Source organism: Dietzia sp. IN118, from assembly GCF_032905965.1.
In the GTDB taxonomy this organism is placed as follows: Bacteria; Actinomycetota; Actinomycetes; order Mycobacteriales; family Mycobacteriaceae; genus Dietzia; species Dietzia kunjamensis.
Genome location: NZ_JAUMSR010000001.1, coordinates 774759 through 799223, shown reverse-complemented (window position 1 = coordinate 799223; position 24465 = coordinate 774759). Strand labels below are relative to the sequence as shown.

General features: G+C 69.0%; 27 protein-coding genes and 1 tRNA gene. 4 read left to right on the top strand and 24 right to left on the bottom strand.

Features of this window, described 5'->3' with window-relative positions:
* Nucleotides 1–185: 185 nt before the first annotated feature.
* The 13 genes from Q2K20_RS03960 to rplJ all read right to left on the bottom strand — a co-directional run bounded on the left by Q2K20_RS03960 (nt 186) and on the right by rplJ (nt 12849).
* Nucleotides 186–869: a hypothetical protein gene (locus Q2K20_RS03960; RefSeq protein WP_069389562.1), complete on the bottom strand. Its 684-nt coding sequence runs from the start codon at nt 867–869 to the stop codon at nt 186–188.
* A 19-nt stretch (nt 870–888) separates the two neighbouring features.
* Nucleotides 889–1551 carry a hypothetical protein gene (locus tag Q2K20_RS03955; protein ID WP_063971933.1) on the bottom strand — a complete coding sequence of 221 codons (663 nt, stop codon included), beginning with the start codon at nt 1549–1551 and terminating at the stop codon, nt 889–891.
* Nucleotides 1552–1604: 53 nt separating this feature from the next.
* Nucleotides 1605–2849: an MCE family protein gene (locus Q2K20_RS03950; RefSeq protein WP_063971835.1), complete on the bottom strand. Its 1245-nt coding sequence runs from the start codon at nt 2847–2849 to the stop codon at nt 1605–1607.
* A complete protein-coding gene (locus tag Q2K20_RS03945; RefSeq protein WP_063971834.1) occupies nt 2846–4102 on the bottom strand; it encodes an MCE family protein in 1257 nt (418 codons plus the stop codon). The genes Q2K20_RS03950 and Q2K20_RS03945 overlap by 4 nt, the downstream gene beginning before the upstream one ends.
* A complete protein-coding gene (locus Q2K20_RS03940) occupies nt 4099–5328 on the bottom strand; it encodes an MCE family protein (RefSeq protein ID WP_069389563.1) in 1230 nt (409 codons plus the stop codon). The genes Q2K20_RS03945 and Q2K20_RS03940 overlap by 4 nt, the downstream gene beginning before the upstream one ends.
* Nucleotides 5328–6350 carry an MCE family protein gene (locus Q2K20_RS03935; protein WP_063971832.1) on the bottom strand — a complete coding sequence of 341 codons (1023 nt, stop codon included), beginning with the start codon at nt 6348–6350 and terminating at the stop codon, nt 5328–5330. Before Q2K20_RS03935 ends, Q2K20_RS03940 begins: the two co-directional genes overlap by 1 nt.
* Nucleotides 6347–7438, bottom strand: coding sequence for an MCE family protein (locus Q2K20_RS03930; protein ID WP_063971831.1), 1092 nt, complete (start codon nt 7436–7438; stop codon nt 6347–6349). Before Q2K20_RS03930 ends, Q2K20_RS03935 begins: the two co-directional genes overlap by 4 nt.
* The gene (locus Q2K20_RS03925; RefSeq protein ID WP_069389564.1) at nt 7435–8871 is read right to left on the bottom strand and encodes an MCE family protein; all 1437 of its coding nucleotides are present in this window, start codon (nt 8869–8871) and stop codon (nt 7435–7437) included. Before Q2K20_RS03925 ends, Q2K20_RS03930 begins: the two co-directional genes overlap by 4 nt.
* A complete protein-coding gene (locus Q2K20_RS03920) occupies nt 8868–9725 on the bottom strand; it encodes an MlaE family ABC transporter permease (RefSeq protein WP_069389565.1) in 858 nt (285 codons plus the stop codon). The genes Q2K20_RS03925 and Q2K20_RS03920 overlap by 4 nt, the downstream gene beginning before the upstream one ends.
* The gene (locus tag Q2K20_RS03915; protein WP_069389566.1) at nt 9725–10555 is read right to left on the bottom strand and encodes an MlaE family ABC transporter permease; all 831 of its coding nucleotides are present in this window, start codon (nt 10553–10555) and stop codon (nt 9725–9727) included. Before Q2K20_RS03915 ends, Q2K20_RS03920 begins: the two co-directional genes overlap by 1 nt.
* On the bottom strand, nt 10540–11679 hold the full coding sequence (locus Q2K20_RS03910) for an ABC transporter ATP-binding protein (protein ID WP_069389567.1): 1140 nt from the start codon (nt 11677–11679) through the stop codon (nt 10540–10542). Before Q2K20_RS03910 ends, Q2K20_RS03915 begins: the two co-directional genes overlap by 16 nt.
* 214 nt (nt 11680–11893) lie before the next feature.
* On the bottom strand, nt 11894–12280 hold the full coding sequence (gene rplL, locus Q2K20_RS03905; RefSeq protein WP_007631805.1) for a 50S ribosomal protein L7/L12: 387 nt from the start codon (nt 12278–12280) through the stop codon (nt 11894–11896).
* A gap of 56 nt (nt 12281–12336) precedes the next feature.
* Nucleotides 12337–12849: a 50S ribosomal protein L10 gene (gene rplJ, locus Q2K20_RS03900; RefSeq protein WP_007631803.1), complete on the bottom strand. Its 513-nt coding sequence runs from the start codon at nt 12847–12849 to the stop codon at nt 12337–12339.
* Nucleotides 12850–13194: 345 nt separating this feature from the next.
* On the opposite strand from rplJ, the gene Q2K20_RS03895 reads away from it, so the two are divergent.
* Nucleotides 13195–14181, top strand: a complete 987-nt coding sequence (locus tag Q2K20_RS03895; RefSeq protein ID WP_069389568.1) for a diacylglycerol/lipid kinase family protein — start codon at nt 13195–13197, stop codon at nt 14179–14181.
* 28 nt (nt 14182–14209) lie between these two features.
* On the opposite strand, the gene Q2K20_RS03890 is transcribed toward Q2K20_RS03895, so the two are convergent.
* Nucleotides 14210–14800 (bottom strand): TetR/AcrR family transcriptional regulator, encoded by a 591-nt coding sequence (locus tag Q2K20_RS03890; protein WP_007631800.1) that lies wholly within the window; start codon nt 14798–14800, stop codon nt 14210–14212.
* 39 nt (nt 14801–14839) lie between these two features.
* Nucleotides 14840–15202 (bottom strand): hypothetical protein, encoded by a 363-nt coding sequence (locus Q2K20_RS03885; protein WP_069389569.1) that lies wholly within the window; start codon nt 15200–15202, stop codon nt 14840–14842.
* Nucleotides 15203–15420: 218 nt separating this feature from the next.
* On the opposite strand from Q2K20_RS03885, the gene Q2K20_RS03880 reads away from it, so the two are divergent.
* Entirely contained in the window at nt 15421–15813 is a 393-nt protein-coding gene (locus tag Q2K20_RS03880; protein WP_146776252.1) for a hypothetical protein, read from the top strand.
* The gene (locus Q2K20_RS03875) at nt 15785–16342 is read left to right on the top strand and encodes a hypothetical protein (protein ID WP_063971826.1); all 558 of its coding nucleotides are present in this window, start codon (nt 15785–15787) and stop codon (nt 16340–16342) included. The genes Q2K20_RS03880 and Q2K20_RS03875 overlap by 29 nt, the downstream gene beginning before the upstream one ends.
* Here the strand turns inward: Q2K20_RS03875 and Q2K20_RS03870 are convergent.
* The 9 genes from Q2K20_RS03870 to hadA form a co-directional block, all read right to left on the bottom strand.
* Nucleotides 16313–17338: an MCE family protein gene (locus Q2K20_RS03870; RefSeq protein WP_067716814.1), complete on the bottom strand. Its 1026-nt coding sequence runs from the start codon at nt 17336–17338 to the stop codon at nt 16313–16315. The genes Q2K20_RS03875 and Q2K20_RS03870 overlap by 30 nt on opposite strands.
* A complete protein-coding gene (locus tag Q2K20_RS03865; protein ID WP_007631787.1) occupies nt 17335–18114 on the bottom strand; it encodes an MCE family protein in 780 nt (259 codons plus the stop codon). Before Q2K20_RS03865 ends, Q2K20_RS03870 begins: the two co-directional genes overlap by 4 nt.
* Nucleotides 18115–18579: 465 nt before the next feature.
* Complete coding sequence (gene rplA / locus Q2K20_RS03860) at nt 18580–19308, bottom strand: 50S ribosomal protein L1 (protein WP_007631785.1); 729 nt, start codon at nt 19306–19308, stop codon at nt 18580–18582.
* A 91-nt stretch (nt 19309–19399) separates the two neighbouring features.
* Nucleotides 19400–19834, bottom strand: a complete 435-nt coding sequence (rplK, locus tag Q2K20_RS03855; RefSeq protein ID WP_007631783.1) for a 50S ribosomal protein L11 — start codon at nt 19832–19834, stop codon at nt 19400–19402.
* Between the two features lie 248 nt (nt 19835–20082).
* Nucleotides 20083–21051 carry a transcription termination/antitermination protein NusG gene (nusG, locus tag Q2K20_RS03850; protein WP_172815721.1) on the bottom strand — a complete coding sequence of 323 codons (969 nt, stop codon included), beginning with the start codon at nt 21049–21051 and terminating at the stop codon, nt 20083–20085.
* 63 nt (nt 21052–21114) lie between these two features.
* Entirely contained in the window at nt 21115–21456 is a 342-nt protein-coding gene (secE, locus tag Q2K20_RS03845) for a preprotein translocase subunit SecE (protein WP_082923934.1), read from the bottom strand.
* Nucleotides 21457–21492: 36 nt separating this feature from the next.
* Nucleotides 21493–21565 (bottom strand) — tRNA-Trp (locus Q2K20_RS03840).
* A 164-nt stretch (nt 21566–21729) separates the two neighbouring features.
* A complete protein-coding gene (locus Q2K20_RS03835; RefSeq protein WP_082923935.1) occupies nt 21730–22212 on the bottom strand; it encodes a MaoC/PaaZ C-terminal domain-containing protein in 483 nt (160 codons plus the stop codon).
* Entirely contained in the window at nt 22209–22607 is a 399-nt protein-coding gene (hadA, locus tag Q2K20_RS03830) for a (3R)-hydroxyacyl-ACP dehydratase subunit HadA (protein WP_132063040.1), read from the bottom strand. The genes Q2K20_RS03835 and hadA overlap by 4 nt, the downstream gene beginning before the upstream one ends.
* Before the next feature lie 181 nt (nt 22608–22788).
* Between hadA and Q2K20_RS03825 the strand changes: the two genes are divergently transcribed.
* Nucleotides 22789–24462, top strand: a complete 1674-nt coding sequence (locus Q2K20_RS03825) for an acetolactate synthase (RefSeq protein ID WP_410494220.1) — start codon at nt 22789–22791, stop codon at nt 24460–24462.
* Nucleotides 24463–24465: the final 3 nt, after the last annotated feature.

The following is a 24465-nucleotide window of genomic DNA, read 5'->3' as shown; positions in this document are numbered from 1 at the left end:
GTCTCTGCGCTGGTTGCCCTCGTGGCTCTCGCCTCATCGGCCCCCGGTCGGGACGTCGCACCCGGACCGTGTCGCACTCAACCTCTACGGCACTCGCCCGATGCCCCTAAAGGGTGACGGGTGAAAGCACTTTCGTCAAGGATCTGGCACGGTCGGTTGCCGGATCGGTTCCCGACCAGTCCTCGTCAGGAGGGCAGATCCGGGATCCTCGACAGTTTCCACACGCCGTCGATCTTGTCCAGACCGACGAGATAGGTGCCGCTGGTACTTCCCGCAGCCGCGCCGTCCCTGGTCATCGACACATCCTGGACCAGCAACACCTCGGCCTTGTCGCCCTGCAGGTAGGCGAGACCGGCCTCGCGGACCTCTGCGTCGACGCTCGTCGCGGACTGCTCGTAGCTGTCACGCAACGCGGGCCAGTTCTCGTCCAACTCGTTGACGAGCTTCGGGGTGAGGAATTCCCCCAGGGAGTCGTGATACTCGTCGAGGGTCTCGTGATCGATCGCCACGAGCCGCTGGACGTTGGTCGTCGCTGCCGAGAGGACCTCCTCGGTGGCCTCCCGGTCAACGAACGCCCTGTTGTCCACGTCGACCCCGGGTTCCGTCGCCAGGAACGCCCCGATGGCCCCGGCGGCCAGCCCCGTCGCGATGGCGGAGTACGCGATCGTGCGACCACCGGGCCGACGGCCGGCACGCCGTTCCCCGCGACCCGCCCCGGTTCCGTCGCCGCCCACCTCGTCGTCTCGTGCGTCCCACGACGTGGGGCCCGCGGCGTTCCCGCCCTCGGGTCGGGTCTGTCCGGCGTGTCCGGCCAGCCGCCTACGGGGCGCCGGATTGACCGACTTCTGGGTTCTCTTGATCGGTGGCATCAGCGACTGTCGTCCTTCGTCATCGTCCGGCGGAGGTGGTCGGCGCGGGGGTCGACTCCTCCTCGGTGGCCGGGTCGTCCTGTTCCTCCGGAGCGTCGAGCTCCTCCACGGACCGACCGGACTCGCCTACCGGGACCGTCACACCCACCTGGTTGACCGCGTCGGCCTTCCAGGTGCCGTCCTCTCGCGTCAGGTCCACGCGCATCGCCTGACGGCCTGTGATGTCGTCCTGGCCCTCCCGCTCGGAGTGGGCGGTGAACACCACGAGGACGGCCGCGTCGCCGGCCTCGAGATCCAGGGTCTCGACAGCGGTGTGCGAGACCGTCGCCGTGGTGACCGCCTTCTGCTCCACCACGCGCGTTCGCACGTCGTCGGCCCACTGCTCCTGCTCGGCGAGGAACTCACCGGCCGAGGCCTCCGCCAACTGCTCGAGCGATTCGTCGACGTTCCGGTGGTCGAAACTGAAGGCGTTGATTATCACCTGCGCGGCGACGTCGGATGCCGCCTCGCGCTCGGTCGCCACCTCCTGGGCCGCCCGCGCCTGGGTGTACCGCACCCCGAACACCACCAGCGTTGCCAGCCCCGCCACGAGGATACTCACCGCGAGGACCACCAGCCATCTCGGCACGGTCCCCGTCCCCCCGGGGCGGCGCGCATCCCCGTCCGTTACCTGCGAACCCATGGCGGCGACACTACCGGACCCACCGTCCGCCGAGTCGCCGCCCCGCCGCACGGTCACCGGGGGATCAACCCCTGCAACACCGCGAGCTGCGTGGCCGCCACGGACAGGTTGGCCCTGTCGGGGTCGATCTTGGGCTTGGCGTCCCAGGGCTGCGGCACGTCCGGGTGCGCGTACTCCACCCGGTCGGCACCGCGGACGGCGGTGGGGCTGCCGAAGGGCACGGTGCACTGCGCGTCGTAGTTGGGCGGGAAGTTCTGTTCCTGCCAGTCGAAGGACGGGTCCTGCGCCTTCATCTGGTCGATGATCTCCCACGTACCTTCGTATCCTTGCGTACACGCTGGTGGGTTGTTCGTCTCGAGGGACAGACCGAAGTGGATTGTCCCGTCCCCCGGGGCGACGGACATCCCGCCGGCGGCCAGTGCCGGCAACAGCTGCAGCAGCAACTTGAACGACGGCGCCAGTGGATCGATCGTCTTCATCGTGGCCGCCAGGTTCCGCACGGTTCCGGAGAGCGGGGCGCCGGAGTTCTCCACCAGATAGCGGGCCTCGTCGGCGAACTCCGGTCCCGTGGTGATCAGCCGTTCCAGGTCGGAGTCCGAGTCACGCAACGCCTCGGTGACCGTCCTGAGATCGCGGGAGAAACTGACGATCTCACCGGACTGGTCGGCCTGCGTCTCCAGGACGGTCGCCCCGTCGCGGATCAGCGTCTGCAACTGCGGCATGGTGCGGATACCGGACTCGGAAATCCGGATGAGGGAGTCCGAGAGTCGCTCCAGTTGGGGTCCCCGGCCCTGGAACGCCTTGCCGAGTTCATCGACGGTCACCTCGAGATCGTCCAAGGGGACCGATCGGGAAAGGTCGTCGACGGAGGCCAACAGGTTCTCGACGGGTACCGGCAACGCCTCACGTCCGGCGGAGACGACGTCCCCGTCCTCGAGATACGGCGCCGAGCTGCTGTTGGGTCGCAAGTCCACGTACTGCTCTCCGATGGCGGAGCGGTTGGCGACCACGGCCTCGGTGTCCGCCGGGACGTCGGGGGCGCTCGAGTCGAGGTCGAGCTCGACTCGCACACCGTCGTCGGTGAGCGAGAGCTCGCCCACCCGTCCGATCGCCGTGCCGCGGTAGTTGACGGCCGCGTTGGTGAACACCCCGCCGGTCTCGGGTAGGTCCAGATAGACCTGGTACTGGCCGATCCCGAACAGCGAAGGTAAGCGAACGTAGTTGGCACCTACATAGGTGATCCCGACCGCGGCGATCACACAGAAGGCGATGAGCTGGGTGCGGAGTGTCTTGCTCATCGGTTTCCTGGCTCTCCTGGTTCGGGCAGGTAGTTCTCGGAGAACTCCGAGACTCCTGGTGCGGGCTTGGGCACCACCGCCCGGTCCATGACCGGCGGGACCGGCAGGAGCGGCAGCACGATGGTCGTCCGCCGGTCCGGGCCGTTGTCGCCGACCCACGGGTTCTGCGGGTCCACGACGTAGGGCCCGCTCGTGGTGTTCGGACGGCGAACCACCGGTTCGCCCTGATTCGCCCCCAGATTCCGGAGCGTCTCAGAGATCGTCGCGTCCACGGAGAGAAAGATGTTGGCCGCGCCGCCGACGGTCGCCGGGATAGACGAGTCCGGGAACGGGAAGGTGGGGACGAAACCGATCAGTTCGATGAGCTCCGGAGTCGACTCGCCGAGGGACTGCAGCACAGGGCGCAGCGCCCGCAGGTCGGCGATGAGGTCCTCCCTGCTGGTGAGCAGGACTTCCGAGCCGACCTGGCCCAGTGTGTCGACCCGGCGCAGCATCTCCACGAACTGCGAGCGCTGCTCCTCGAGCACCGCCACCCCGGCGGGCAGCTCGTCGAGCGCCGCCTCGATCTGCTGGCGCTGATCGTTGGCACGCGACGTCATGAGGTTCACGCCCTCGAGGGCTTCGGTGATGCTGTCGCGCTGCCGGTTCAGGCCCCCGATGAGCTCCTCCGCCGATCGCAGGGTCCGGGTGAGATCCTCCTCGCGGCCGTCGGTGGCCTTGCGCAGTTCGGCCACGATCGGTTGCAGTTGGTCCACGCCGCCGCCGTTGAGCAACAGCGACAGCGCGCCGAGAACCTGCTCGATGTCGGTAGCCGTGCGGGTGTCCGAACTGGCGATGACGTCACCGCCGGACAGCTCTCCGGTGGGCGGCTCGTCCTCCGGCGGGCTGAGCTGCACGAACTTCTCGCCAAGGAGATTGGTCTGCTGGATCGAGGCCTCGACGTTGGCGGGGAGCTCCATGTCGCCGCGGAGGACGATGTCCACCTCTGCGGTCCACCCGTCCTCCGCCAGCGAGATACCGGACACGCGACCGGCGTCAAGACCATTGACCTTGACCGACGACTGCAGGACCAGGTCCAACACATCGTCGAAGCGGACGGCCACGTGCATGGGGTCCTCACCCAGGTCCGCGCCACCCGGCAGAGTGTAGTCCTCCAGATTCAACGAGCACCCCGCCGCGACGGCGGCCACGAGCGCGCTGGCACCGACCGCGCGGACGGCGCGACCGAGGATGGGCGTGGTCGGCCGGATCATCCCCGTCCCCCTTCCGAGGCGGGCGTCATCGGCCACCCGCGATTGCCCTGGACCGTCCCGGGAACCGGGACAGACTGATTCATCTCGCCAGCGAGGATGCCCAACGGCAGATCCGGGTTCGACGCTTGTAGATCGGCGTTGCGCTGCGGCGCGAGAGCCTCGCAGGCCTCGATATCTGCGCGCCGGAGGTTGTCGAGTTCGGCCAGCATCTGGTCCCCGGGGTTCAGGCGGCCAAGTGTCATGAGCTGGCACAGGACGCCGGCCGGGTCCTGCAACTCCGGGATGCCGAGACGTAAGGACAACAGCCCGGCCTCGGGGTCGTAGGCGCCGAGGAGGTTGGACAGAGCCAACGGAGCAGTCTTGAGGATCTCCTCGATGTCGCCCCTCTGGTCCGCGGTGATCTGACTGAGTCTCACCAAACGGTCCGCATTGCTGCGGATCACGTCCTGGTTGTCCCGCACGACACGCGCGACGTCCGCGAGGGCGTAGCTCAGTTCGGCGAGGGCGCCCTGGAGGTCCTCGCGCTGACCAGCGACAGTCTGGTTGAAGGTCGACATCTGGGAGTTGAACTGCCTCACCTGGGCATCGTTCTGCGCGAGCATCGTGACGAACGACTGCAGATTGACCACGGTCTCGCTGATGTCCTGACTCGAATCCGCCAGCGTCGTCGCGGCCTGCGACAACTCGTCGATCGACCGCCCGAGTGCGGCACCGTTGCCTCCGAGCGTGTCCGCGGACGCGGTGACGAACCGGTCGAGAGCGCCGTCCTTGTTGGCACCCTCCGGGCCGAGAGCATCGGTCAGTTCCTCCACCGAGGCGTAGAGCTTGTCCACCTCGACCGGTGTCGCGGTCCGCTCGAGGGGGATGTGCGCGCCCGATTCCATCTTGGGGCCGCCTGAGTAGGCGGGCAGTAGTTGGACGTTACGGTCAGGGACGACCGAGGGCGTCACCTGGACCGCCTTGGCGTCCGCCGGGACGTCCACGCCCCGGCGGACGTGGAACTCGACCTCGACGGTCTCCCCCATCGGGGTCACCTTGTCGACGGAACCCACCGTGACCCCCAGGATCCGGACATCGGAGCCCTCCGATATTCCGACGGCTGTCGGGAAGGTGGCGGTGATGCTGGTGCGTCCGAACCCCGTGACGGCGAGGAAAATCACAGTCACGGCGGCCACGACGACGACGAGCAGCAGCCCGACGAACGAGTACGGCATCTTCTTGTGCATCAGTTGATCCCACTCTGTCTGGCCGGCGCGCGGGCGCCGGGATAGAAGGGCGGCTCAGGAATACCCGGCGGGACGAGGTTGGTGACCACGGTGTCGAACCATCTGCCCGAGCCCAGAATGTTGGAGTACAGCCGATAGAAGGGCCCGAGGTTGTGGATGGATGCCCTCAGCTCTTCCTCGTGGTCGGTCAACACCGCCAGGGCGGAGTCGAGACTATCCAGGGTCGGCTTGAACTCGGCCTCGTTCTCCGCGACGAACCGGCGGAGTTCGATCGACAGTCCGCGCGTGGAGGCCAACACCAGCTTGAGACTCTCGGCGCGGTCGTTGAGTTCGCCCAACAACTGTCCGGTGCCGATGATCAGGCGCCGGAAGTCGTCATTACGGTCCGCCACGATCTGGGAGCTCGTACGCGTGGCCTCGAGTAGGTTCCGCAATTCGGCGTCCCGGCTGGACACGGTCTGCGACAGACGCGCCATGCCGTCGACCGCGCCCCGGAACTCCTCGGGCGACGCCTGCATCGCATCGGTGAGTGTGTCCAGGCTCGCTGCCAATTTGGCGTCATCGATCTCGTCGAGCGTCTCCGCTGCGGAGGAGAAAGCTGTGACCACGTCGTACGGGGCCACCGTCCGCTCAAGCGGGATCGGCTCCGACGTGTCGAGTTCCCCGGTTCCCGCCGGCGTGAGCGCGAGGTACTTCTGGCCGAGCACGGTCTTGAGCTGGATGCTCGCCCGGGTGTCGTCACCCAGCCAGGCGTCCTTGGCCCGGAAGCCCACGGCCACCTTGTCGCCTTCGAGCGCCACGTCGGTCACGACGCCAACCTTGACGCCGGCCACGCGGACCTCGCTACCGTCCGCTAGCCCGGCGGCCTCGGAAAAGTAGGCTGTGTATTTGGGTCCCGCCCCGACGATCGGTAGCGCGTCGAGTCTGAACGACACGGCGGTCAGGGCGAGGATCACCAGGACCCCGATCGCTCCGATGGTGGCGTTGCTGAACCTCGGCTCGTTCGCACTGCGCTTGCTCATGGGATTCCCCCTGCGTGGCACCGGGGCGCGACGTTCGTGTACACCGGCTGATTGATCGTGGGACCGCCGCTCGGAAGAAGGTTGGGCACGTTGGTGCCTGGGCCGTGCACCACGTCGAGTCCACAGAGATAGAACTGGAGCCAGGACCCGAACGAACCCATCCTGATGAGGTTGTCGGTCTTGCGCGGCAGGTTGATGAGAACCTCGCTGAGCGTGTCGCGGTTCGTCGTGATCTGGTCGGTGACCACCTTGAGGTGGTCGAGCGAATCCGTCACGGCGGGCCGCGTGGCGGTGACGATGTTCTCCGCCGACGAGGTCAGATCCGCCATCGAGTCGAGCGAACTGCCGATAGCGTCGCGCTCGTCGGCGAGTCCCTCGACGAGTTGCCTGGTGGTCACCACGAGCTGCTGGAACTGCACGTCCCGCTCGTTGATGGTCTCGAGGACCCGGGTGAGGTTGTCGATGACTTCGCCGATCACCTGATCCCGATCGGCCAGGTGGTTGGTCAGCTCACCAGTCTGGCGGACCAGGCTCGTCACGGTGCCGCCCTCCCCTTGCAGTACCCGCACCAGCGAGTCGGCGAGCGCGTTGACGTCCTCCGGCTGCAGGGTCGTGAAGAGCGGGCGGAAACCGTTGAACAGCGCCGTGAGATCGACCGCGGGCGAGGTCTTCTCGATTCCGATCGTGCTCCCTTCCTCCAGGGCCGATTGGACGGGTCCGGGCTCCCGGGAGATGTTCAGGTACCGCTGGCCGATCATGTTCCGGAACCGCAGTGCCAGGTGCACGTTGGCCGGCAGCGTGCGGTCGCCGGCCAGGGTGAAGTCCACCTTAGCCAGGTCGCGTTCGTGGATCTCCATCCCGGTGATGTTGCCCACCACGACGCCGGCTATCCGGACGTCGTCGCCCTCCTCCAGCATGGTCACGTCGGAGAAGATCGCAGAGTACTCCGTACCTTCCGCCCGGGTGCCGCCCCTGATGGTCACGGCGAGGACCGAACTGAGCAGCACTGTGACCACGATGAAGACCACCAGTTTGACGAATGACCCCAGCAGGCCGCCACGGAATAGGGCCTTCAGTTTGGCGTTCATCGGAAACCGACCTCCGTTCCGCGAAGCGCCGGGGCGCCGATCTGGCCGATCCAGGCAGGGATCTCCTGCGCGCCGCGCGAGGACGCGACCCCCAGGACGGTTCGGACGGTGTCGGTCTCCAGCGGCGAGCCGGCGTAGGCCATAGCCACCACGTCGGTGTCCTGACCCGCGGTCACGGTTGACGGAAACGGCATATTGGGCTGCTCGGGCACCGCCCGCCCGGGAGCCGGGGGAACCGAGCCACGGTTACGGAGTGCCGGAACCGGCCCGTCCCGGAGAAGCGGATTGGGCAGAGTCGGGATGAACGCGGGCCCCGGATTGCGGGTGGGGATCTGGTAGCTCCCGTCGGCGATCGCCCCGCCGGGGGCCCCACCGAAGTAGAACGGCTCCTGCGCCGGGTCGTAACAGCGGGGACCGCGGGTGTCGAAGAACCGCGGCTCGTCCTGGTTGGGCACGTAACGCCCTCTGGGATTGACGAGCTCGAGCGTCACCCGGATGGCGGGGTGCTCGGTGCCCACGCCCAGGATGGCATCGGACCGGTCCAGAAGTGTCATGAAATTCCCCACCGAGCACGGCAGTGCTGGCGAATACTCAGCCAGGTACTCCAGGGAGGTGCGCGAGTCCACCGCCAGGGAGATGAGGTCGTTGCGGTTAGCGGCGAGGAAACCGGTGAGGACCTCGGACGATTCGCTGATCCGCCGCAGTCCGTCGGCGATGTCGGGGCGGCGCTGGACCACCGTGTCGCCGGTGGTGCGCAGAGCGTCCAGAGCGTTGATGAGATCAGGCAGCGCCTCGGAATAGGTCTGGGAGAATGTCGCCAGATCCTCCAGCCCGGATTCCAGAGCGGGCAACTCCTGGTTGATGCCGTCGAACACCTGTCCGATCTCGACCAGGCTGGCGCCGATCTCGTCCCCACGGCCTGACAACGCCTGGTTGATCGCGCCGAGCGTGCCCGCCAGTTTCTCCGGCGGGACCGCCTCGAGAACGGGGAGTAGCCCGTCCAGGACGCGCCCCAACTCGATCGCGTTGCCGCGGGTGTCCTGCTCGATGGTCGCTCCCGGTTCGAGCGTCCCCACGGGCTGATCGGGGAACCCCAGGTCGACGAACCGCTCACCGAACAACGTCTTGGGGAGCAGGCGGCCACGGACGTTGGCCGGCAGTTGTTCGATGAGCGCCGGGTCGAACTCCATGTTGACCTGCACGCGGTCCCCGTCGGGTTCGACACCGGAGACGCGGCCCACGAGGACACCGCGCGCCTTGACGTCGGCGTCGTTCGGCAGCGCGAACGCCATGTCGTCGGTGTACAGGGTGACGCCGTCCGAGTCGGTGAAGGCGCGGTTGTAGATCGCGATGGTGGTCCCGACGAACGCCAGGACGATAATGATGAAAAGGGCGGCCAGCAACCGCTTGGAGAGTACGGAGAGCTCGTTCATCCCGCCACCCGCACCGTCGTGGTCGTGCCCCAAAGTGCCAGTCCGACGAAGAAGTTCAGGATCGCCACCACGACGATCGTGGTGCGGACAGCGCGCCCCACCGCCACGCCGACGCCGGCCGGGCCCCCGGACGCGGTGTAGCCGTAGTAGCAGTGGATCATCACCAGCACGAAGGCGAAGATGATCACCTTGATGAAGGAGTAGATCACGTCTTCCGGAGGCAGGAACAGATGGAAGTAGTGGTCGAACGACCCTGTGGACTGTCCTTGAATCATGGTGTTGACTCCCCGCGTGGCGAGGTATGACGAGAGCAGACCCACGACGTAGAGCGGAATGACGGCGATGAACCCGGCGATGACCCGAGTGGTGACGAGGTACGGCACGCTCGGAATCGCCATGACCTCCAAGGCGTCGATCTCCTCGGAGATCCGCATGGCACCGAGCTGGGCGGTGAAACCGCAGCCGACGGTGGCGGACAGGGCGAGCGACGCCACGACGGGCGCGACCTCACGGGTGTTGACGTAGGCGGACAGGAAGCCGGTGAGGACCGAGCTGCCGATTTGGTCGAGGGCTGCGTACCCCTGCAGGCCGACGACGACCCCGGTGAACCCGCTCATCATGACGATGACGCCGATGGTTCCGCCCAGGACCGCCAGTGTGCCGACTCCGAAGGTCACCTCCGCGATCAGACGCAGCACCTCGTGCCGGTAGTGGACGATCGTCTGGGGGATCCAGCGAATCGCGCGCAGGTGGAACGCGAGCTGGTCTCCCAGGGAGTCGAACGAGCTGATCGGGCCGCGGACGAGGGCTCTCAGCCGGGCCCTCGTGGGTCCGACATCAGTATGGATCGCCATTACGACCCCTTCGGGGGAACGATCTGCAGGTACATCGCCGTGAGGATGAGGTTGGCGAAGAACAGCAGGAGGAATGTGAGGACCACGCCCAGGTTGACGGCGTCGCCAACCCCCTTGGGTCCGCCCTTGGGATTCATGCCGCAGTACGAGGCGACGACGCCGGCGATCAGTCCGAAGATCAGCGCTTTGATCGAGGACATGATGAAATCGGGCAACTGGGCGAGGGCCCCGAAGGACATCAGATAGGCACCCGGGGTGCCGCCCTGCAACATGATGTTGAACACGTAACCACCGGAGATCCCGACGATGGAGACGAGCCCGTTCAGGAGCACCGCGACGAGCATCATGCCGAGCACCCGGGGGACGACGAGTCGTTGGATGGGGTCGATCCCCAGGACGCGCATCGCGTCGAGTTCCTCGCGGATGGAGCGGGCGCCCAGATCAGCGGCCACCGCCGACCCGGCGGCGCCCGCGATAAGCAGCGAGGTCACCAGCGGCGCGCCCTGCTGCACGACGGCGAGGACGCCGGTCGCTCCCGTATAGGCCTCAGCCCCGAGCTGCTGGACCAGCGAGCCCGTCTGCATCGCCACGACCGCCCCGAAGGGGATCGCGACCAGTGCCGACGGCAGGATCGTCACGGACGCGATGAACCACGACTGCTCGATGAACTCTCGGAACTGGAACGGCCTCCTGAAGACCCCTCTGAACACCTCGAGGAACAGTCGGAAGACCGCACCGGCGCCGCCCACCGCAGTCCGGACACCTCCGCCGACATCTGCTGGCGACACACCGGCCTTCACCGCGGGTTGCTGGTTCACGCCCTCCGCCATGCCTTTCCTCCGATCTCTCCGGCGTCCTCGGACCCATTAGGACCCGTAGTGGTCGTCGACAGCCGCTGACTGCCGCCACCCGCAGCGCCCGTGGTGGCGTCGACCGGCGCCGACGCTGTGACCCTACTGTTACCGTGGCCGCGGGCCGCCCACTCCTCGCGGATGGCGGTCTGGGCGCCCTCGGGGAGGGTGTCCAGCATCTCGGCCACACGCTTCTCACGGCGGATCTCACCCCGGCGCTCGGGGCCGCCCGGGGTGGGCTGCATCTGTGGCGGGACACCCGTGACCTCGTCGGCTCCCGGGGACCCGTCGTTGTGGCCGGCGTCCGCCTGTGCCTGCTCCTCGCGCATCTGCGCGTCGTCCTTCTCCTCGGACATCCCGATCGGTCCCAGCTTGGAACCGCGCAGGAACTGGCGGACCGAGGGCTCCTCGCTCGTGAGCAGCACCTCGCGGGGACCGAACATCACGAGCTTCTTGCGGTAGAGCATGCCCAGGTTGTCCGGGACGGTCCGGGCGAGGTTGATGTTGTGCGTCACGATGAGGATGGTGGCGTCGATTTGCGCGTTGATGTCGATGAGCGACTGCGCCAGGTACGTGGTGCGGACCGGATCGAGCCCCGAGTCCGGCTCGTCCACCAGGATGATCTCCGGGTCCAGGACCAGCGCACGGGCCAGGCCGGCGCGTTTGCGCATCCCTCCGGAGATCTCGGCGGGGAGCTTGCCCTCGGCCCCTGTGAGGCCGGTGAGCTCGAGCTTCTCCATGACGATGCTACGGATCTCGGACTCGGACTTGCGGGTGTGCTCACGCAACGGGAACGCCACGTTGTCGTAGAGGTCCATGGAGCCGAACAGCGCCCCGTCCTGGAACAGGACGCCGAAGAGCTTGCGGATCTCGTAGAGCTCCTTGACGGTGCACTGGAGGATGTCCGTGCCGTCGATGATGATCTTGCCGCGCTCTGGACGGAGCAGGCCGATCAACGACTTGAGGAAAACCGACTTTCCTGTGCCCGACGGACCCAGGAGCGCGCTGACCTCTCCCACGGGAAGGGTGAACGAGACGTCCTCCCAGATCGCCTGCGTTCCGAAGGACTTGGTCAGACCTTCGACGGATACCTCTGCGCCCACGACACCACTCCTCACTGCAGCCATCATCTGTGGCCACGGTCACTATAAACTACCGCTCCGGAGGCATGCTTTGTTACATCCCGTGGAAAAGTGTTTCGTTTTCGCGGCCAGAGGGCAGGCGGGCGTGAGGAAACGGGCGAGTGGAACGCAAATAGGACAGGGACGGCCCGGCGATATCGCCGGGCCGTCCCTGGTGAAGCGGTGGTGCGTCAGATCACTTGAGGGTGACCGTCGCGCCGGCCTCCTCGAGCTTGGTCTTGGCGGCCTCGGCGGCCTCCTTGTCGACCTTCTCGACGATCGCCTTGGGGGCGGACTCGACGAGATCCTTGGCCTCCTTGAGGCCCAGGCCCGACACGAGCTCGCGCACGACCTTGATGACGCCGATCTTCTTGTCGCCGGCCGACTCGAGGACGACGTCGAACTCGTCCTGCTCGGCGGCGGCCTCGCCACCGGCAGCCGGGGCGCCGGCAGCGGCGACGGCGACCGGAGCGGCCGCGGTGACCTCGAAGGTGTCTTCGAACAGCTTCACGAACTCGGAGAGCTCCAGAAGAGTCATCTCCTTGAAGGCCTCGAGCAGCTCGTCGTTGCTGAGCTTCGCCATGGTGGCGTCCTTTCTGTTGGTCCCGGTGCCGTCAGACGGCCCGGAAGCATGTGGGGTTAGTTTTTCTTGTCCTCGAGCGCCGCGAACAGACGTGCCAGCTGCGAAGCGGGCGCGTTGAACAGGCCGGCGGCCTTGGTCTGGTTACCCTTGAGGGCACCGGCCATCTTCGCGAGCAGGACCTCGCGGGACTCGAGATCGGCGATCTTGTCGAGTTCGGTGGCGGACAGCGGTGAGCCGTCCATGACACCGCCCTTGATGACGAGCGCCTTGTTGTCCTTGGCGAAGTTCTTGAGCGCCTTGGCGGCGTCCACGACCTCACCGGTGACGAACGCGATGGCGGTGGGACCGGACAGGAGGTCATCGAGACCCTCGACTCCGGCTTCCTCAGCCGCACGCTTGACCAGGGTGTTCTTGGCCACGGTGTACGTGGCCGCGTCACCCAGCGTCTTGCGCAGTTCGGTGACCTGCGGGACGGAGAGTCCGCGGTACTCGGTGACCACGGCGGTCGTGGAGTTCTGGAAGTGCTGCTTGATCTCCTCGACGGCCTGGACCTTTGCGGGCTTTGCCATGTTTCGCCTCCTTTCTGCATCATCTCGCCCGAGAAAACACGAACGCCCCGTGCGCAGGTGGCACGGGGCGTGGAGGAGCTGGCACGGGCCCCTGGGGACCCACGGCACATCCGACGCTGACCGGTGTTCTCCTGCGCGGGCCGTCCGGGCGCTCCCGGACCCTTCGACCACCCCCGGCGGGAGCGGCGACCTGCGGTCTTCGGTGAAACTTGATCAGGTGCCCGAGAGCAGAGCTCCCAGGCGTTCAAACTTCGGACCCAAGGATATAGGCGGCCGCCGTCGCATACCAAATCCGCCCGGGGGCGACGAATGGCGGGCCGGTCGGCTTTCTGACACATTGGTGCGGTGTCCCCAGCCCCGTCTCGCCTCGCCGTCGTCTACAACCCCACCAAGGTCGGAATCGACGAGGTCCGCCGCCTCGCCGAGGGGCGGGCGTCCAGGCACGGGTGGACGGATCCCGTCTTCTACGAGACCACCGAGGAGGACCCGGGCACCGGTCAGGCGGCACGGGCGGCCGCCGACGGTGTCGGACTGGTGATCGCGTGCGGCGGCGACGGCACCGTACGGTCGGTGGCGCAGGGCCTGCTCGGCACCTCGGTGCCGATGGGAGTCGTCCCCCTGGGAACCGGGAACCTGCTCGCCCGCAACCTCGGCGTCCCGTTGGACGATGTCGACCGTGCGTTGCGTGTCGCCATGAGCGGTCGGAGCCGCGCGATCGACCTCGGCGAGGTCCACTACACCGACGGCGACGGCGTGTCCCACGATGACGTGTTCCTCGTGATGCTCGGCGCCGGGATGGACGCCGACATGATCGCGGGCACCGACGACAAACTGAAGGCACGGGTGGGCTGGCTCGCGTACGTCGGCGCGTTCGCCAACACGCTGTTGCGCGGCCACCGGATCCGGGTCGAGTACGCCCTCGACGACGGATCGCCGATCCAGACCCGCGCGCGCACCCTCCTGGTGGCCAACTGCGGGATGCTGCAGGCGGGGATGGTGCTGTTGCCCGACGCCGTCATCGACGACGGACTCCTGGACGTTCTCGCTCTGCGCGCCAAGGGCCCTCTCGGGTGGGCGCAGGCGGGTGCGGTGCTGGCCCATCACACGTTCCAGCACCGGCTCAAGCCGATACTGCGGAGGAACTCCACCCAGGAGAGCGGGAAAGAAGAGCATCGGACCCGGCCACTGGATTTCCGCCAGGGCGTGGGGATCACCGCCCGCGTGTTGGAGAAACCGGCCGCGTTCCAGATCGACGGCGAGGACTGCGGCACCGTGACCGAGTTCTCGGCGCGGATCAAGCGGAGGGGGCTCACGGTCCGGGTGGCGGTCTGACCCGCGCTCCCCGACCTGCCCCCGGAGGTCAGGTCTCGGGCTTCACCAGCAGCGCCAGCACGTCGTGGATCTCCTCCACGGTGGGCACGGGCAGCGCTGAGCGCCCGTAGACGAACCCGATGCCGGCGTACACCAAGACGCCGGCGCGGATCCTCGCCCCCCGTTCGGAGAACCCGAGTTCGACGAACGCGTCGTGGACCACCCGCAGGATGCGTTGGTCCAGTTCGGCAACCGCCTCGGCGACGGTCTCGTCCGCCCTGGCCCATTCGCGGATCGCGGCCTCCCCCTCCCAGGCGCGGGATTCCACGAGCATCGCGCTCATGGTCTCCAGCCGTGCGTCGGGTGGCATCTCCTCCATGGTGACCAGACCACGGGCGGCGTCCATCTCCTGCGAGAAGTAGAGCCTGGCGATGGCGGCCATGAGCGCGTCGAAGTCGGCGAAATGCCAGTAGAAGCTGCCCTTCGTGACGCCGAAGTCGGCGCAGAGTCTGCTGATCTTGACCGCGGACCTGCCCTCGGTCATGAGCAGGTCCAGCCCGGCGCGGGCCCAGTCCTCCGCCGAGAGGCGCCCCGTGCGCGGACCGCTCGGCCGGGCGGACCATGTCGACCCCCGGGTCATCGGCCCGCGGCACCGTGTCGTGTCGTCATCGTCGTCACCCTACGTCGGACCGAGGGCCTCCATGACCAGAGCGCGCGAGTCCGGGTCGCGCCCGGGTTCGCCGTGCCACACGGGCCGGCTGCCCGCGAACGGCCGGACGACCCGCACCTCTGTGCCGGGCGGGGACTGTTCCAGCGGTGGGTGCACGAGCAGGTCGACCGTCGAGACGATGTCGGTGTAGACCACCCCGCGCGCCCAGAGGCCGTCCGCGTGGAGCCGGACGAGCAGGTCCGAGCCACGTACGGCCTCCCGAAACCCCTCGCAGATCGGGTCCATCCAGGCGGGTTCCCACGCGAGGATCGTGTCGTGGGTCCTCAGCCCGCGGCTGGGGTTCTCGACGTCGCCGACCCCCTTGGCCACCACCGCCAAGGCACCTGCGACGGCGCGGTGGCGATCCCGGGGACGGGCACGGCCGCGCCTGCATCCGCTTCGGCACTCGCGGATATCCAACCCCCGTGACCCCACGCGAAGCAGTGCCACGCCCACGGCTCTCACCCTCGGGAGTCGGCTCATGTCCCGTCGGGCCATCTCTCCCCCGGTCACTCGGTGATCCCCACCTCCGAACCATACCGTAGGGTACTGTGACTCGTGTCATAGCAGCGGGAGCTCTCATGGTCGGGTTCGGTGGCGGCGCTCGCGGGCCCGTGGTGACGATGCGAAGACTCCTCGGCACGGTGGCCGGTGTGGCGGGCATGGGACTCGTCGGCGCGTCCGCCACCCGCGCACAGGTCGGCCCGGGATCGCTTGGTCCGAGCCCGCTGTTGTTCCACTCCCCCGTCCTCGAGCCCTACGTGGACGAACTCCCGCGTCCGGACGTCCTGCCCGGAGAGTCCCTGGAACTGTCCGCGCGGACGGGCACCCACCGGTTCCACCGCGGCCTCCCCGGGACGATGACCTTGGGTTACGGCGCGGCCAGTTACCTGGGTCCGGTGATCGCACGCCGGAGTGCGGACGACGCTGACCTACCGCAATGAGATCTCAGTCCACCCACACGCCGCGGACATCGACACGAGCCTGCACGGACTGTCGGAGTCGGTGCGTACCCGGGTACCCACGTCGCTACACCTGCACGGCGGGGTCACCGAGCCCGCCAGCGATGGCCACCCGGAGCAGTCGTCCTTCCTCGGGCAGGGCCACCTCCACCACTTCGACAACCGGCAGGAGGCGGCCGGGCTCTGGCACCACGACCACGCCATGGCCATCACCCGCCTCAACGTCTACGGCGGTCTCGCGGGCGGCTACCTCCCACGCGACCGGTTCGACACCGGACGTCCCGACAATCCGTTGGGACTGCCCGCCGGCGAGTTCGAGATCCCGCTAGTCCTGCAGGAGAAGATCGTCCGCCCCGACGGCGCGGCGTCCATGCGCTCCACCCCGATCGTCCCGGAAGGCCATTGGGAAGGCGGGGCGGTGGGCGACGTCGGACTGGTCAACGGGGTGGGGCGGGTACGCCCAGGATGGTGTCGAGCAACGCTAGCGACCCCTCGAACGGTGTGCCGATGAGCAGCGCGGTGTCCAGGACCGGCAGCCGAAGGTCGAGGATGACCGTGCCGTTGGCGTAGTCCCCGCGCACCGCGTTGCGGTAGGTGTCCAGCGGGAACGGGAAGGTGGCCAGGTAGCGCAGTGACTCGGTGAGCGAGCCCCCGAATCCGCCAGTCCCTGCAGGACGGGGTCGAGGGACTCCAGACCGGCACGGAGGTCACCGCCGGAGGCCTCGACGACACGGCCCGCGGTCGCGGTGACGGTGTCCACCGCGCGGGTGGCCTCGACGAGCCGCTGCCGCCGCTGCGCGAGGACCTGGAGTGCGGGCCCGAGGTCGGCGACCCCGCCCTCCACCTCGTCGCTGCGGATCGCGAGTTCGGTCGAGAGCCTCTCCAGTGACTCCAACGCCACCACGATGTCCTCCTTCTGCGCCTCGAGCCCGGTGAGCAACTCGCTGAGGCGTCCCGCCACCGCCCGGACCTCGTCGGTGCGGCCGGTCATCGCGACGTCGAGTTCCCCGAAGACCTCCGCCGCCTGGGCCAGGCCGCTGCCGCCGAGGGCCGCCGCGAGCGTGGCCAGCGTCTGCTCCGTGGTGGGGTACCCGCCGCTGCGTTCCACCGGGACGAGGTCGCCGTCGGACAGCGTGCCCTCGGCGGGTTCGCCCGGAGGTGCCGACAGCTCGAGGTGGGACGCACCGAGGAGACTGCTCTGCCCCACCCGGGCCGTGGCGTTGCGCGGCAGGCGGACCTCCCCGTCGGGGTCGACCGTCACCTCGGCGAACCCCGGGCCGAGGCGGATGTCGGCGATGCGGCCAACCGTCACGTCGCCGACCCGGACACGGGCATTGCGGTCCAGGGTGGTGACGTCGGCGAGCTGCACCGTCACCGAGTAGCCGTCCGGCCCGCCCCCGGCCGTCCCGGGCAGCGGGAGACTGTTGGGCCCCTTCCAGTCGCAACCGCTCATCGTCGTCGTCGACACGACCAGCAGCGCCGCGCCCACGGCGCGCCGCCCGGTCACCGGACGCCCTCGGTGAGCAGGTCGGTCACGCCGACGCGACCGTCCGCCGGGCCGGCGGGGGTCGGGGACGCGTCGGCAGGGGTCGCGAGGGCGGGAGCCGGCCGCAGGTGGTCGTGGGTGTAGTCGAGCTGGTGCGGCAGCGCCCCGACGCCGCGGCTGGGATTGATCGCCACGGGCGGGTAGTCCACCGCCAGCGCGGTGAGCGTGGGGCCGAGCAGTCGCACGCACTCCTCGGAGGCGGTGTGCACGTCTGTCTCCTCTGCAGCGGCCAGGTCGGAGCAGATGAACTGCATCGGGTTCGCGAAGTCGGTCAGCGCGAGGGACGAGATCACCGCGTTCTGCGACGGCTGGTAGATCCCCTGCAGGTTCGACAGCGCGGTGGGTGCGACGTGCAGGATCTGGGCGATGTCGTCGCGCTGCTCGGCCAGCACCGTCAGCAGGTCGGTGGTCGTCCGGACGGTCTCGATGCCCACCTGCCGGTTGTCGCGGACGAAGTCGCGGACCTCGTCGACTGCCAGGTCGAGCTCGGTGAGCGCCGGGCCGATCTCCCCCCGGCCGCGCGACACCGAGACGGTCACCGCCGCCATCACCTCGTTGAAGGTGGTGATCTGCTCGCCGGAACCCTCCATCGCGGCGGTGAAGGCCTCGAGGTTGCGGACGGTGGCGAAGATGTCGTCGCGGCCGTCGGAGACGGTCTGCAGCGCCGCGCTGAGCTGACGGACCGTGTCGCGGACGTCGTCACCGCGATCGTCGAGCACCTCGTCCGCGGCGGCCACCGCGGGTAATCCGGTCGACCCCGATCGTGGCCCCCTCCGGTAGCGGGGCGGGCGTGCCGACGGCGACCGCGTGACCCAACCATACCCGAGGGCATTGTCATGCGGGTGAGCTAGGTCACTGTGTGCTCCGGGCTGCCGTACCGCGCGTGCGAACGCGAGGGAATCCGTGCCCGGGGCCGCTCGTTGCGATGGCGTCTCGCCCTCGCCGCAGCCCCATCTCCCCCACAGCCGCGCCCGAACATGGCGTCTCGCACGCCCCGAAGCGACGGCGAGACGCCATCGCGAGGAGCGGCTGCGTGGGGGGCGGGCATGCCGGCACGCGAGACGCCATCGGGAGGAGCGGCTGCGGACCGGTCGGCCGGCGGCCGGCCGCTCACGGCATGCCGGGAAATGCGGGAAGGCCCCGCGTCCGGATAACCGGTCGCGGGGCCTTCAGCCGAGCTGGTGGCGTCTCAGCCGAGCAGATCAGCTCGCTTCGGAGTCGGAACCCGCCTCGAGGAGCTTGGAGATCGCCGACGGATCGACCGGGATGCCGGGGCCGGTCGTCGTGGAGATGGTGACCTTCTGCATGTAGCGGCCCTTGGAGGAGGACGGCTTGAGGCGCATAACCTCGTCGACCGCGGCCTGGTAGTTCTCCGTGAGCTGCTCCGTGGAGAAGGAGGCCTTGCCCACGATGAAGTGCAGGTTGTTGGCCTTGTCGGTGCGGAAGGTGATCTTGCCGCCCTTGATGTCGCCCACGGCCTTGGTCACGTCCATCGTGACGGTGCCCGTCTTGGGGTTGGGCATGAGGCCACGCGGACCGAGCACGCGGGCCACACGGCCGACCTTGGCCATCTGGTCCGGGGTGGCGATCGCGGCGTCGAAGTCGAGCCAGCCGCCCTGGATGCGCTCGATGAGGTCGTCGGAGCCAACGACGTCGGCGCCGGCGGCCTCGGCCTCGGTGGCCTTCTCGCCCGCGGCGAAGACGATGACGCGGGCGGTCTTACCGGTACCGTGCGGAAGGTTCACGGTGCCACGGACCATCTGGTCCGCCTTGCGGGAGTCGACGCCAAGTCGCATGGCGACCTCGACGGTGGCATCCATCTTCGTCGAGCCGGTCTCCTTGGCCAGGGCCAGGGCGTCCAGAGGCGAGTACAGCTTGGTGCGGTCGACCTTCTCAGCTGCGGCCTTGAAGGCCTTGCTGTTCTTGCTCATGTCAGTTCCATTCCTGCCGCGTCTTCACGCGCGACGGTCGGGTGTGGTGCGGGCCTGAGCTGCCCTCCCACAGATGTTCGGGGGGTGGAGGTCAGGCCTCGACCGTGATGCCCATGGAACGGGCGGTGCCGACGATGATCTTCGCGGCCTGGTCGATGTCGCTGGCGTTGAGGTCCTCCATCTTGGTCTGCGCGATCTCGCGGACCTGGTCCATGGAGACCTTGCCGACCTTGGCGGAGTGCGGGGTGCCGGAGCCCTTCTGCAGGCCGGCGGCCTTGAGCAGGAGCTTGGCGGCCGGCGGCGTCTTCAGCTTGAAGTCGAACGACCGGTCCTCGTAGACCGTGATCTCGACCGGCACGACGTTTCCGCGCTGGTTCTCGGTGGCGGCGTTGTAGGCCTTGCAGAACTCCATGATGTTGACACCATGGGCACCCAGAGCCGGACCGACCGGCGGGGCCGGGTTGGCTGCGCCGGCCTGGATCTGGAGCTTGATGAGCCCTGAGACCTTCTTCTTCTTCGGAGGCATCGTCTTCCTCAGTCTTCCTGATTCTTCGACTGGATCTCGGCTCCGCGCTGTACACGCGGGAGGCCGACTGTCGTGTGCACCCGGTTCCCCACACGACCCCGGAAGGGCAGGCGGGAACACAGGCGCAACCTTGGAGAGTCTACGCGCGCGGCCGGTCGGAACCCTAATCGCCGACGACGGCCGGGCTGACAGACGAGCGACCCGCCCCACGCCGGGCGCGGAACGGGTCGTCGTGGGAGTTTCTCGGGTCAGTCGATCTTCTCGACCTGCGTGAAGCCGAGCTCGACCGGGGTCTCGCGACCGAAGATCGACACGAGGACCTTGAGCTTCTGCGCGGCCGGATCGACCTCGGAGATGGACGCGGGCAGCGTCGCGAACGGGCCGTCCATGACGGTGACCGACTCGCCGACCTCGAACTCCACCTCGACGGCCTGCGGGGCGAAGCCCTGGTCGTCGGCGGTGCCCGCGGCGGCGGACTTCTTCTCCGGCTTGGGGGCCAGGAACTTGGCCACGTCGCTCAGCGAGAGCGGGGTGGGCTTGCCGGCGGCGCCACCGGTCGCGCTGACGAACCCGGTCACGCCCGGGGTGTTGCGCACGACGCCCCACGACTCGTCGTCGAGTTCCATCCGCACCAGCACGTAGCCGGGTAGGACCTTGCGGTTGGCGACCTTCTTCTGGCCGTTCTTGACCTCGGTGAACTCCTCGACCGGGACCTCGACCTGGAAGATCTTGTCCTCGGCACCGAGGGTCACGGCGCGGGTCTCCAGGTTGGCCTTCACCTTGTTCTCGTACCCGGCGTAGGAGTGGATGACGAACCAGTCACCGGGAAGCTTCCGGAGCTGACGCTTGAAGGCGATGATCGGGTCGATCGTGGGCGCGGCCGCCTCGTCGGCCGCGGCCTCCTCGGCCGGAGCCCCCTCGGGCGCCTCGCCGGAAGTCTCGAGCGCCGACTCGGCGAGCTCGTCCTCCGCAACGGTCTCGTCGCCCTCGGGGACGGTCTCACCCTCGACATCCTCGTCGAGCTCGGTCTCGACCGCGTCGGTGGCGGCGTCCTGGTCCAGCTCGGCGCCAGCCGCGACGGTGTCGGCGGCGTCAGCCTCGGCGTCGGTGTCGATGGTGTCGGCGGGATCCGCAGCCGTGTCACCGAGCACCGCGTCCGCCTCGGTCGCGGCCTGCTCGGCGCCCTCGGCCTCGGGGCTCTGATCGATGTCGCTCACGGAAATGCGGTCCTCTCGAAGTTCGGCGGTCCGGATCTCGCCCCGGACCCCAGCGGCAGGTCTCTAGCGGTCGAAGACGAGCTCGACGAGCTTGCCCGCGCCGAAGTCGACGCCCGAGACCAGCGCGGTCATGAAGATGAGGAACAGGAACACCACGATGGTGTAGGTGACCATCTGGTTGCGCGTGGGCCAGATGACCTTGCGCAGCTCCTCGACGACCTGCCCGATGTACTGGAACGGATTCGTGCGGGCGGTCCGCGTGTCCTCCGGCTTGTCCGCGTCCGTACGGACCCGTCCGGCCACGGCGGTGTCGCCGCGCCCCGCCTTGCCGGTGGGGACGGCGGCAGCGGCGTCGGAATCGCGGACGCCGTTGACGTCGACGTCGTCGTCGCGATCCTGGCTCACGCGGCTACCTCCGGGTCGTCTGGTGTGCGGTAAGTGCAGGGGCGACAGGACTTGAACCTGCAACCTGCGGTTTTGGAGACCGCTGCTCTGCCAATTGAGCTACGCCCCTTCGGCCGGTCTCCCGGCCACCCGTGCCCTCCCGCGCCTGCGGGCCGCACGAACGCCTCGACTCTACAGTGTCGGCGACTGCCTGGCGGCAGCGCGGTCCGCGACCGCGTTCGGTCGGGCGTCCCAGTGTACGACAGGCGGCCGGTGGCCCGAAATCGCGCGGCGTCACCCCGCGAGCGAGACCGTGACGATCGCCTTGCCGAACACCTTCGCCCCGTCGCAGATCACCGCGAGGGCGACGTCGGCGGTCGACCCGTCGTCGGCCACCTTCTTCACCGTCCCCCCCACCTCGAGCCGCGCCGGCGCATCGACCGGGACGACCACGGGCCCGGCGAACCGGAACGAGGTCGCCAGCACGCGGTCGGCGCCCCCGGCCCACTCGGCCACGACCCCGATCGCCAGCGCGGAGGTGAGCATCCCGTGCGCCACCACCCCGGGCAGCCCGAGCGCCTGCGCCGCGTCATCGTCCAGGTGGATGGGGTTGTGGTCCCCCGACGCCTCGGCGTAGCGGCGCAGGTCGTCCCGCGAGATCGGCAGGGTCCGCGACGGAAGGACCTCCCCGGCGACCGCGGTCCTCGTCGTCGTCACGTCCTGCGCGGCCGCGCCTCGCGCGGCCGTGCCCTGCCCATGCACCTCCCGCCCGGTCATGCCTCCACCTCCGCGGTGAGCAGCGCACTGGTCAGGGTCTGGACGGGCTCGCCGGCGGCGTCGCGCAGCACGGTGTCGAACCCGATCATCCGCCCGCCGCGCGCCGACCGCACCCCGGTGACCGTGGCGGTGGCGGTGAGGACGTCGCCGACGCGGATCGGCCGGTGGTGCTCGCTGGACTGCGCGGTGTGGAGGGTGCGCGCGAGGTCGATGCGCAGGGCGGGGTGCTCCATCACCGCGCGTTGGACCGGCGCGGTCAGGGCGGCCGCGAGGGTGGCGGGGACCTGGCCGGTCGGCGCGCCCACCGCCTCGGCGAAGCGCGTCACCACCGTGTCGGTGACCGTGACCGGATCCCCGACGACGACGACGAGGTCATCAGCGTTGTCTGTGCTCACAGGCGCCGACGCTACCCGAGGGCGAGTCCGCCGAACCGCTGATACGACCCGTCCGCGCCTCCTACGGTGGGGGCAGTCGAGCAGGGAGTGCGATGTGAGCCACGACGAGCCGGCCCCGCGGGCCGGGCACGAGAAGGCTGGGCGATCGCCGGGCGGGCCCGGCGGAGACGCCCCCACACCGGTGGAGGGGCACGGCGGATCCCACGCCACGGCCGTCGCCGCCGCGCACGGCGTGCGGACGATGTTCACCCTCTCCGGGGCGCACGTGTTCCCCATGTACGACGCCGCGGAGAAGGAGGACCACGGCGTGGCACTGCTCGACGTGCGGCACGAGCAGACGGCCGCATTCGCCGCCGAGGCCACCGGCAAGCTCACCCGCTCGCCCGGCCTGGCCGTCCTCACCGCCGGTCCGGGGGTGACCAACGGCGTGTCCGCGCTGGCGCAGGCCTCGTTCTCCGGCGCCCCGATGGTGGTCCTCGGCGGGCGCGCGCCGGCCGGCCGCTGGGGCACCGGCAGCCTGCAGGAGTTCGACCACGTCCCGGTGGTGCGGTCGGTGACCGTGTCCGCCGAGACCGCCCGCGACACGGCCGATATCGCCGCCGCCACCCACCGCGCGTTCACCGCCGCCCGCACCGCGCACCGCGGGCCGGCGTTCCTCGACGTGCACATGGACCACTTCTTCGACCGGTGCGACTCCGTCCGGCCCGGACCGGGGCGGGCCGGCGACGGCTCCCCCGCCGCCGCGCCGGACCGCTCCCCCGACACCGACGCCGTCGACCGGATCGCCGACCTGCTCGTCGGCGCCGAGCGTCCCGTGCTGGTGCTGGGCTCCGACGTGTGGGCAGATCGCGGCGAAGACGCAGCGCTGCGGTGCGTCGAGTCGCTGGGCCTGCCCGTCATCCCCAACGGCATGGGCCGCGGGATCGTCCCGGCCGGGCACCGGCTACTGGTGACCAAGGCGCGCGGGACGGCGTTCGGCGCGGCCGACGTGGTGCTCGTCGTGGGCACGCCCCTGGACTTCCGGCTCGGCTACGGGGTGTTCGGCGGCAAGGAGGGCGCGACGCCGGCGAAAGTGGTGCACATCGCGGACTCCCCCGGGCAACTCGGCCACCACGCGTCACCGGCCGTGGCCACCGCGGGCGACCTGGGGCTCGTGCTGGACGCGGTCGTCGAGGCCGTACAGCGCCGATCGGGGGCGGCGCGCCCGGACTGGTCGACCTGGGCGACCACGCTGCGGGAGAAGGCCGATGCCACCCACGCCGCCGACCTGCAGCTCCTGGGCGCCTCGGCCGACCCCGTCCATCCCGCGCGGATCTACGGCGAGCTGCTGCCGCGCCTGGCCGAGGACGCCGTGGTGATCGGCGACGGCGGCGACTTCGTCTCCTATGCCGGCAAGTTCATCGAACCCGCCCGGCCGGGCAACTGGCTGGACCCCGGCCCGTTCGGGTGCCTCGGCGCGGGACTGGGCGCGGCCATCGCGGCCCGCATCGCCCGACCGTCCAGTCAGGTGGTCCTGCTGCTGGGCGACGGTGCTGCGGGGTTCTCCCTCATCGACGTGGACACCCTCGTCCGGCACCGACTGCCCGTGGTGATGGTGATGGGCAACAACGGGGCGTGGGGCCTGGAGAAGGGCCCCATGCAGATGCTCTACGGCTACGACGTGATCGCCGACCTCGCGCCGCGGACCCGCTACGACGAGGTGGTGAAGGCCCTCGGCGGGGCCGGCGAGATGGTCACCGATCCCGCGCAGATCGGCCCGGCGCTGGACCGGGCGTTCGCCAGCGGCGTGCCGTACCTGGTGAACGTGATAACCGATGTAGAGGCCATGTATCCCCGCTCGACATTTGGAGTCTGAACT

What these genes read in the sequence shown, in the direction of transcription:
- Q2K20_RS03950 (WP_063971835.1), bottom strand. Translation starts at nt 2,849, where the DNA reads ATGAGCAAGACACTCCGCACCCAGCTCATCGCCTTCTGTGTGATCGCC.
- Q2K20_RS03930 (WP_063971831.1), bottom strand. Translation starts at nt 7,438, where the DNA reads ATGAACGCCAAACTGAAGGCCCTATTCCGTGGCGGCCTGCTGGGGTCA.
- Q2K20_RS03925 (WP_069389564.1), bottom strand. Translation starts at nt 8,871, where the DNA reads ATGAACGAGCTCTCCGTACTCTCCAAGCGGTTGCTGGCCGCCCTTTTC.
- Q2K20_RS03945 (WP_063971834.1), bottom strand. Translation starts at nt 4,102, where the DNA reads ATGATCCGGCCGACCACGCCCATCCTCGGTCGCGCCGTCCGCGCGGTC.
- Q2K20_RS03920 (WP_069389565.1), bottom strand. Translation starts at nt 9,725, where the DNA reads ATGGCGATCCATACTGATGTCGGACCCACGAGGGCCCGGCTGAGAGCC.
- Q2K20_RS03915 (WP_069389566.1), bottom strand. Translation starts at nt 10,555, where the DNA reads ATGGCGGAGGGCGTGAACCAGCAACCCGCGGTGAAGGCCGGTGTGTCG.
- Q2K20_RS03890 (WP_007631800.1), bottom strand. Translation starts at nt 14,800, where the DNA reads ATGACCCGGGGGTCGACATGGTCCGCCCGGCCGAGCGGTCCGCGCACG.
- Q2K20_RS03835 (WP_082923935.1), bottom strand. Translation starts at nt 22,212, where the DNA reads ATGACCGGGCGGGAGGTGCATGGGCAGGGCACGGCCGCGCGAGGCGCG.
- Q2K20_RS03955 (WP_063971933.1), bottom strand. Translation starts at nt 1,551, where the DNA reads ATGGGTTCGCAGGTAACGGACGGGGATGCGCGCCGCCCCGGGGGGACG.
- Q2K20_RS03960 (WP_069389562.1), bottom strand. Translation starts at nt 869, where the DNA reads ATGCCACCGATCAAGAGAACCCAGAAGTCGGTCAATCCGGCGCCCCGT.
- Q2K20_RS03935 (WP_063971832.1), bottom strand. Translation starts at nt 6,350, where the DNA reads ATGAGCAAGCGCAGTGCGAACGAGCCGAGGTTCAGCAACGCCACCATC.
- rplL (WP_007631805.1), bottom strand. Translation starts at nt 12,280, where the DNA reads ATGGCGAAGCTCAGCAACGACGAGCTGCTCGAGGCCTTCAAGGAGATG.
- Q2K20_RS03940 (WP_069389563.1), bottom strand. Translation starts at nt 5,328, where the DNA reads ATGCACAAGAAGATGCCGTACTCGTTCGTCGGGCTGCTGCTCGTCGTC.
- rplJ (WP_007631803.1), bottom strand. Translation starts at nt 12,849, where the DNA reads ATGGCAAAGCCCGCAAAGGTCCAGGCCGTCGAGGAGATCAAGCAGCAC.
- rplA (WP_007631785.1), bottom strand. Translation starts at nt 19,308, where the DNA reads ATGAGCAAGAACAGCAAGGCCTTCAAGGCCGCAGCTGAGAAGGTCGAC.
- rplK (WP_007631783.1), bottom strand. Translation starts at nt 19,834, where the DNA reads ATGCCTCCGAAGAAGAAGAAGGTCTCAGGGCTCATCAAGCTCCAGATC.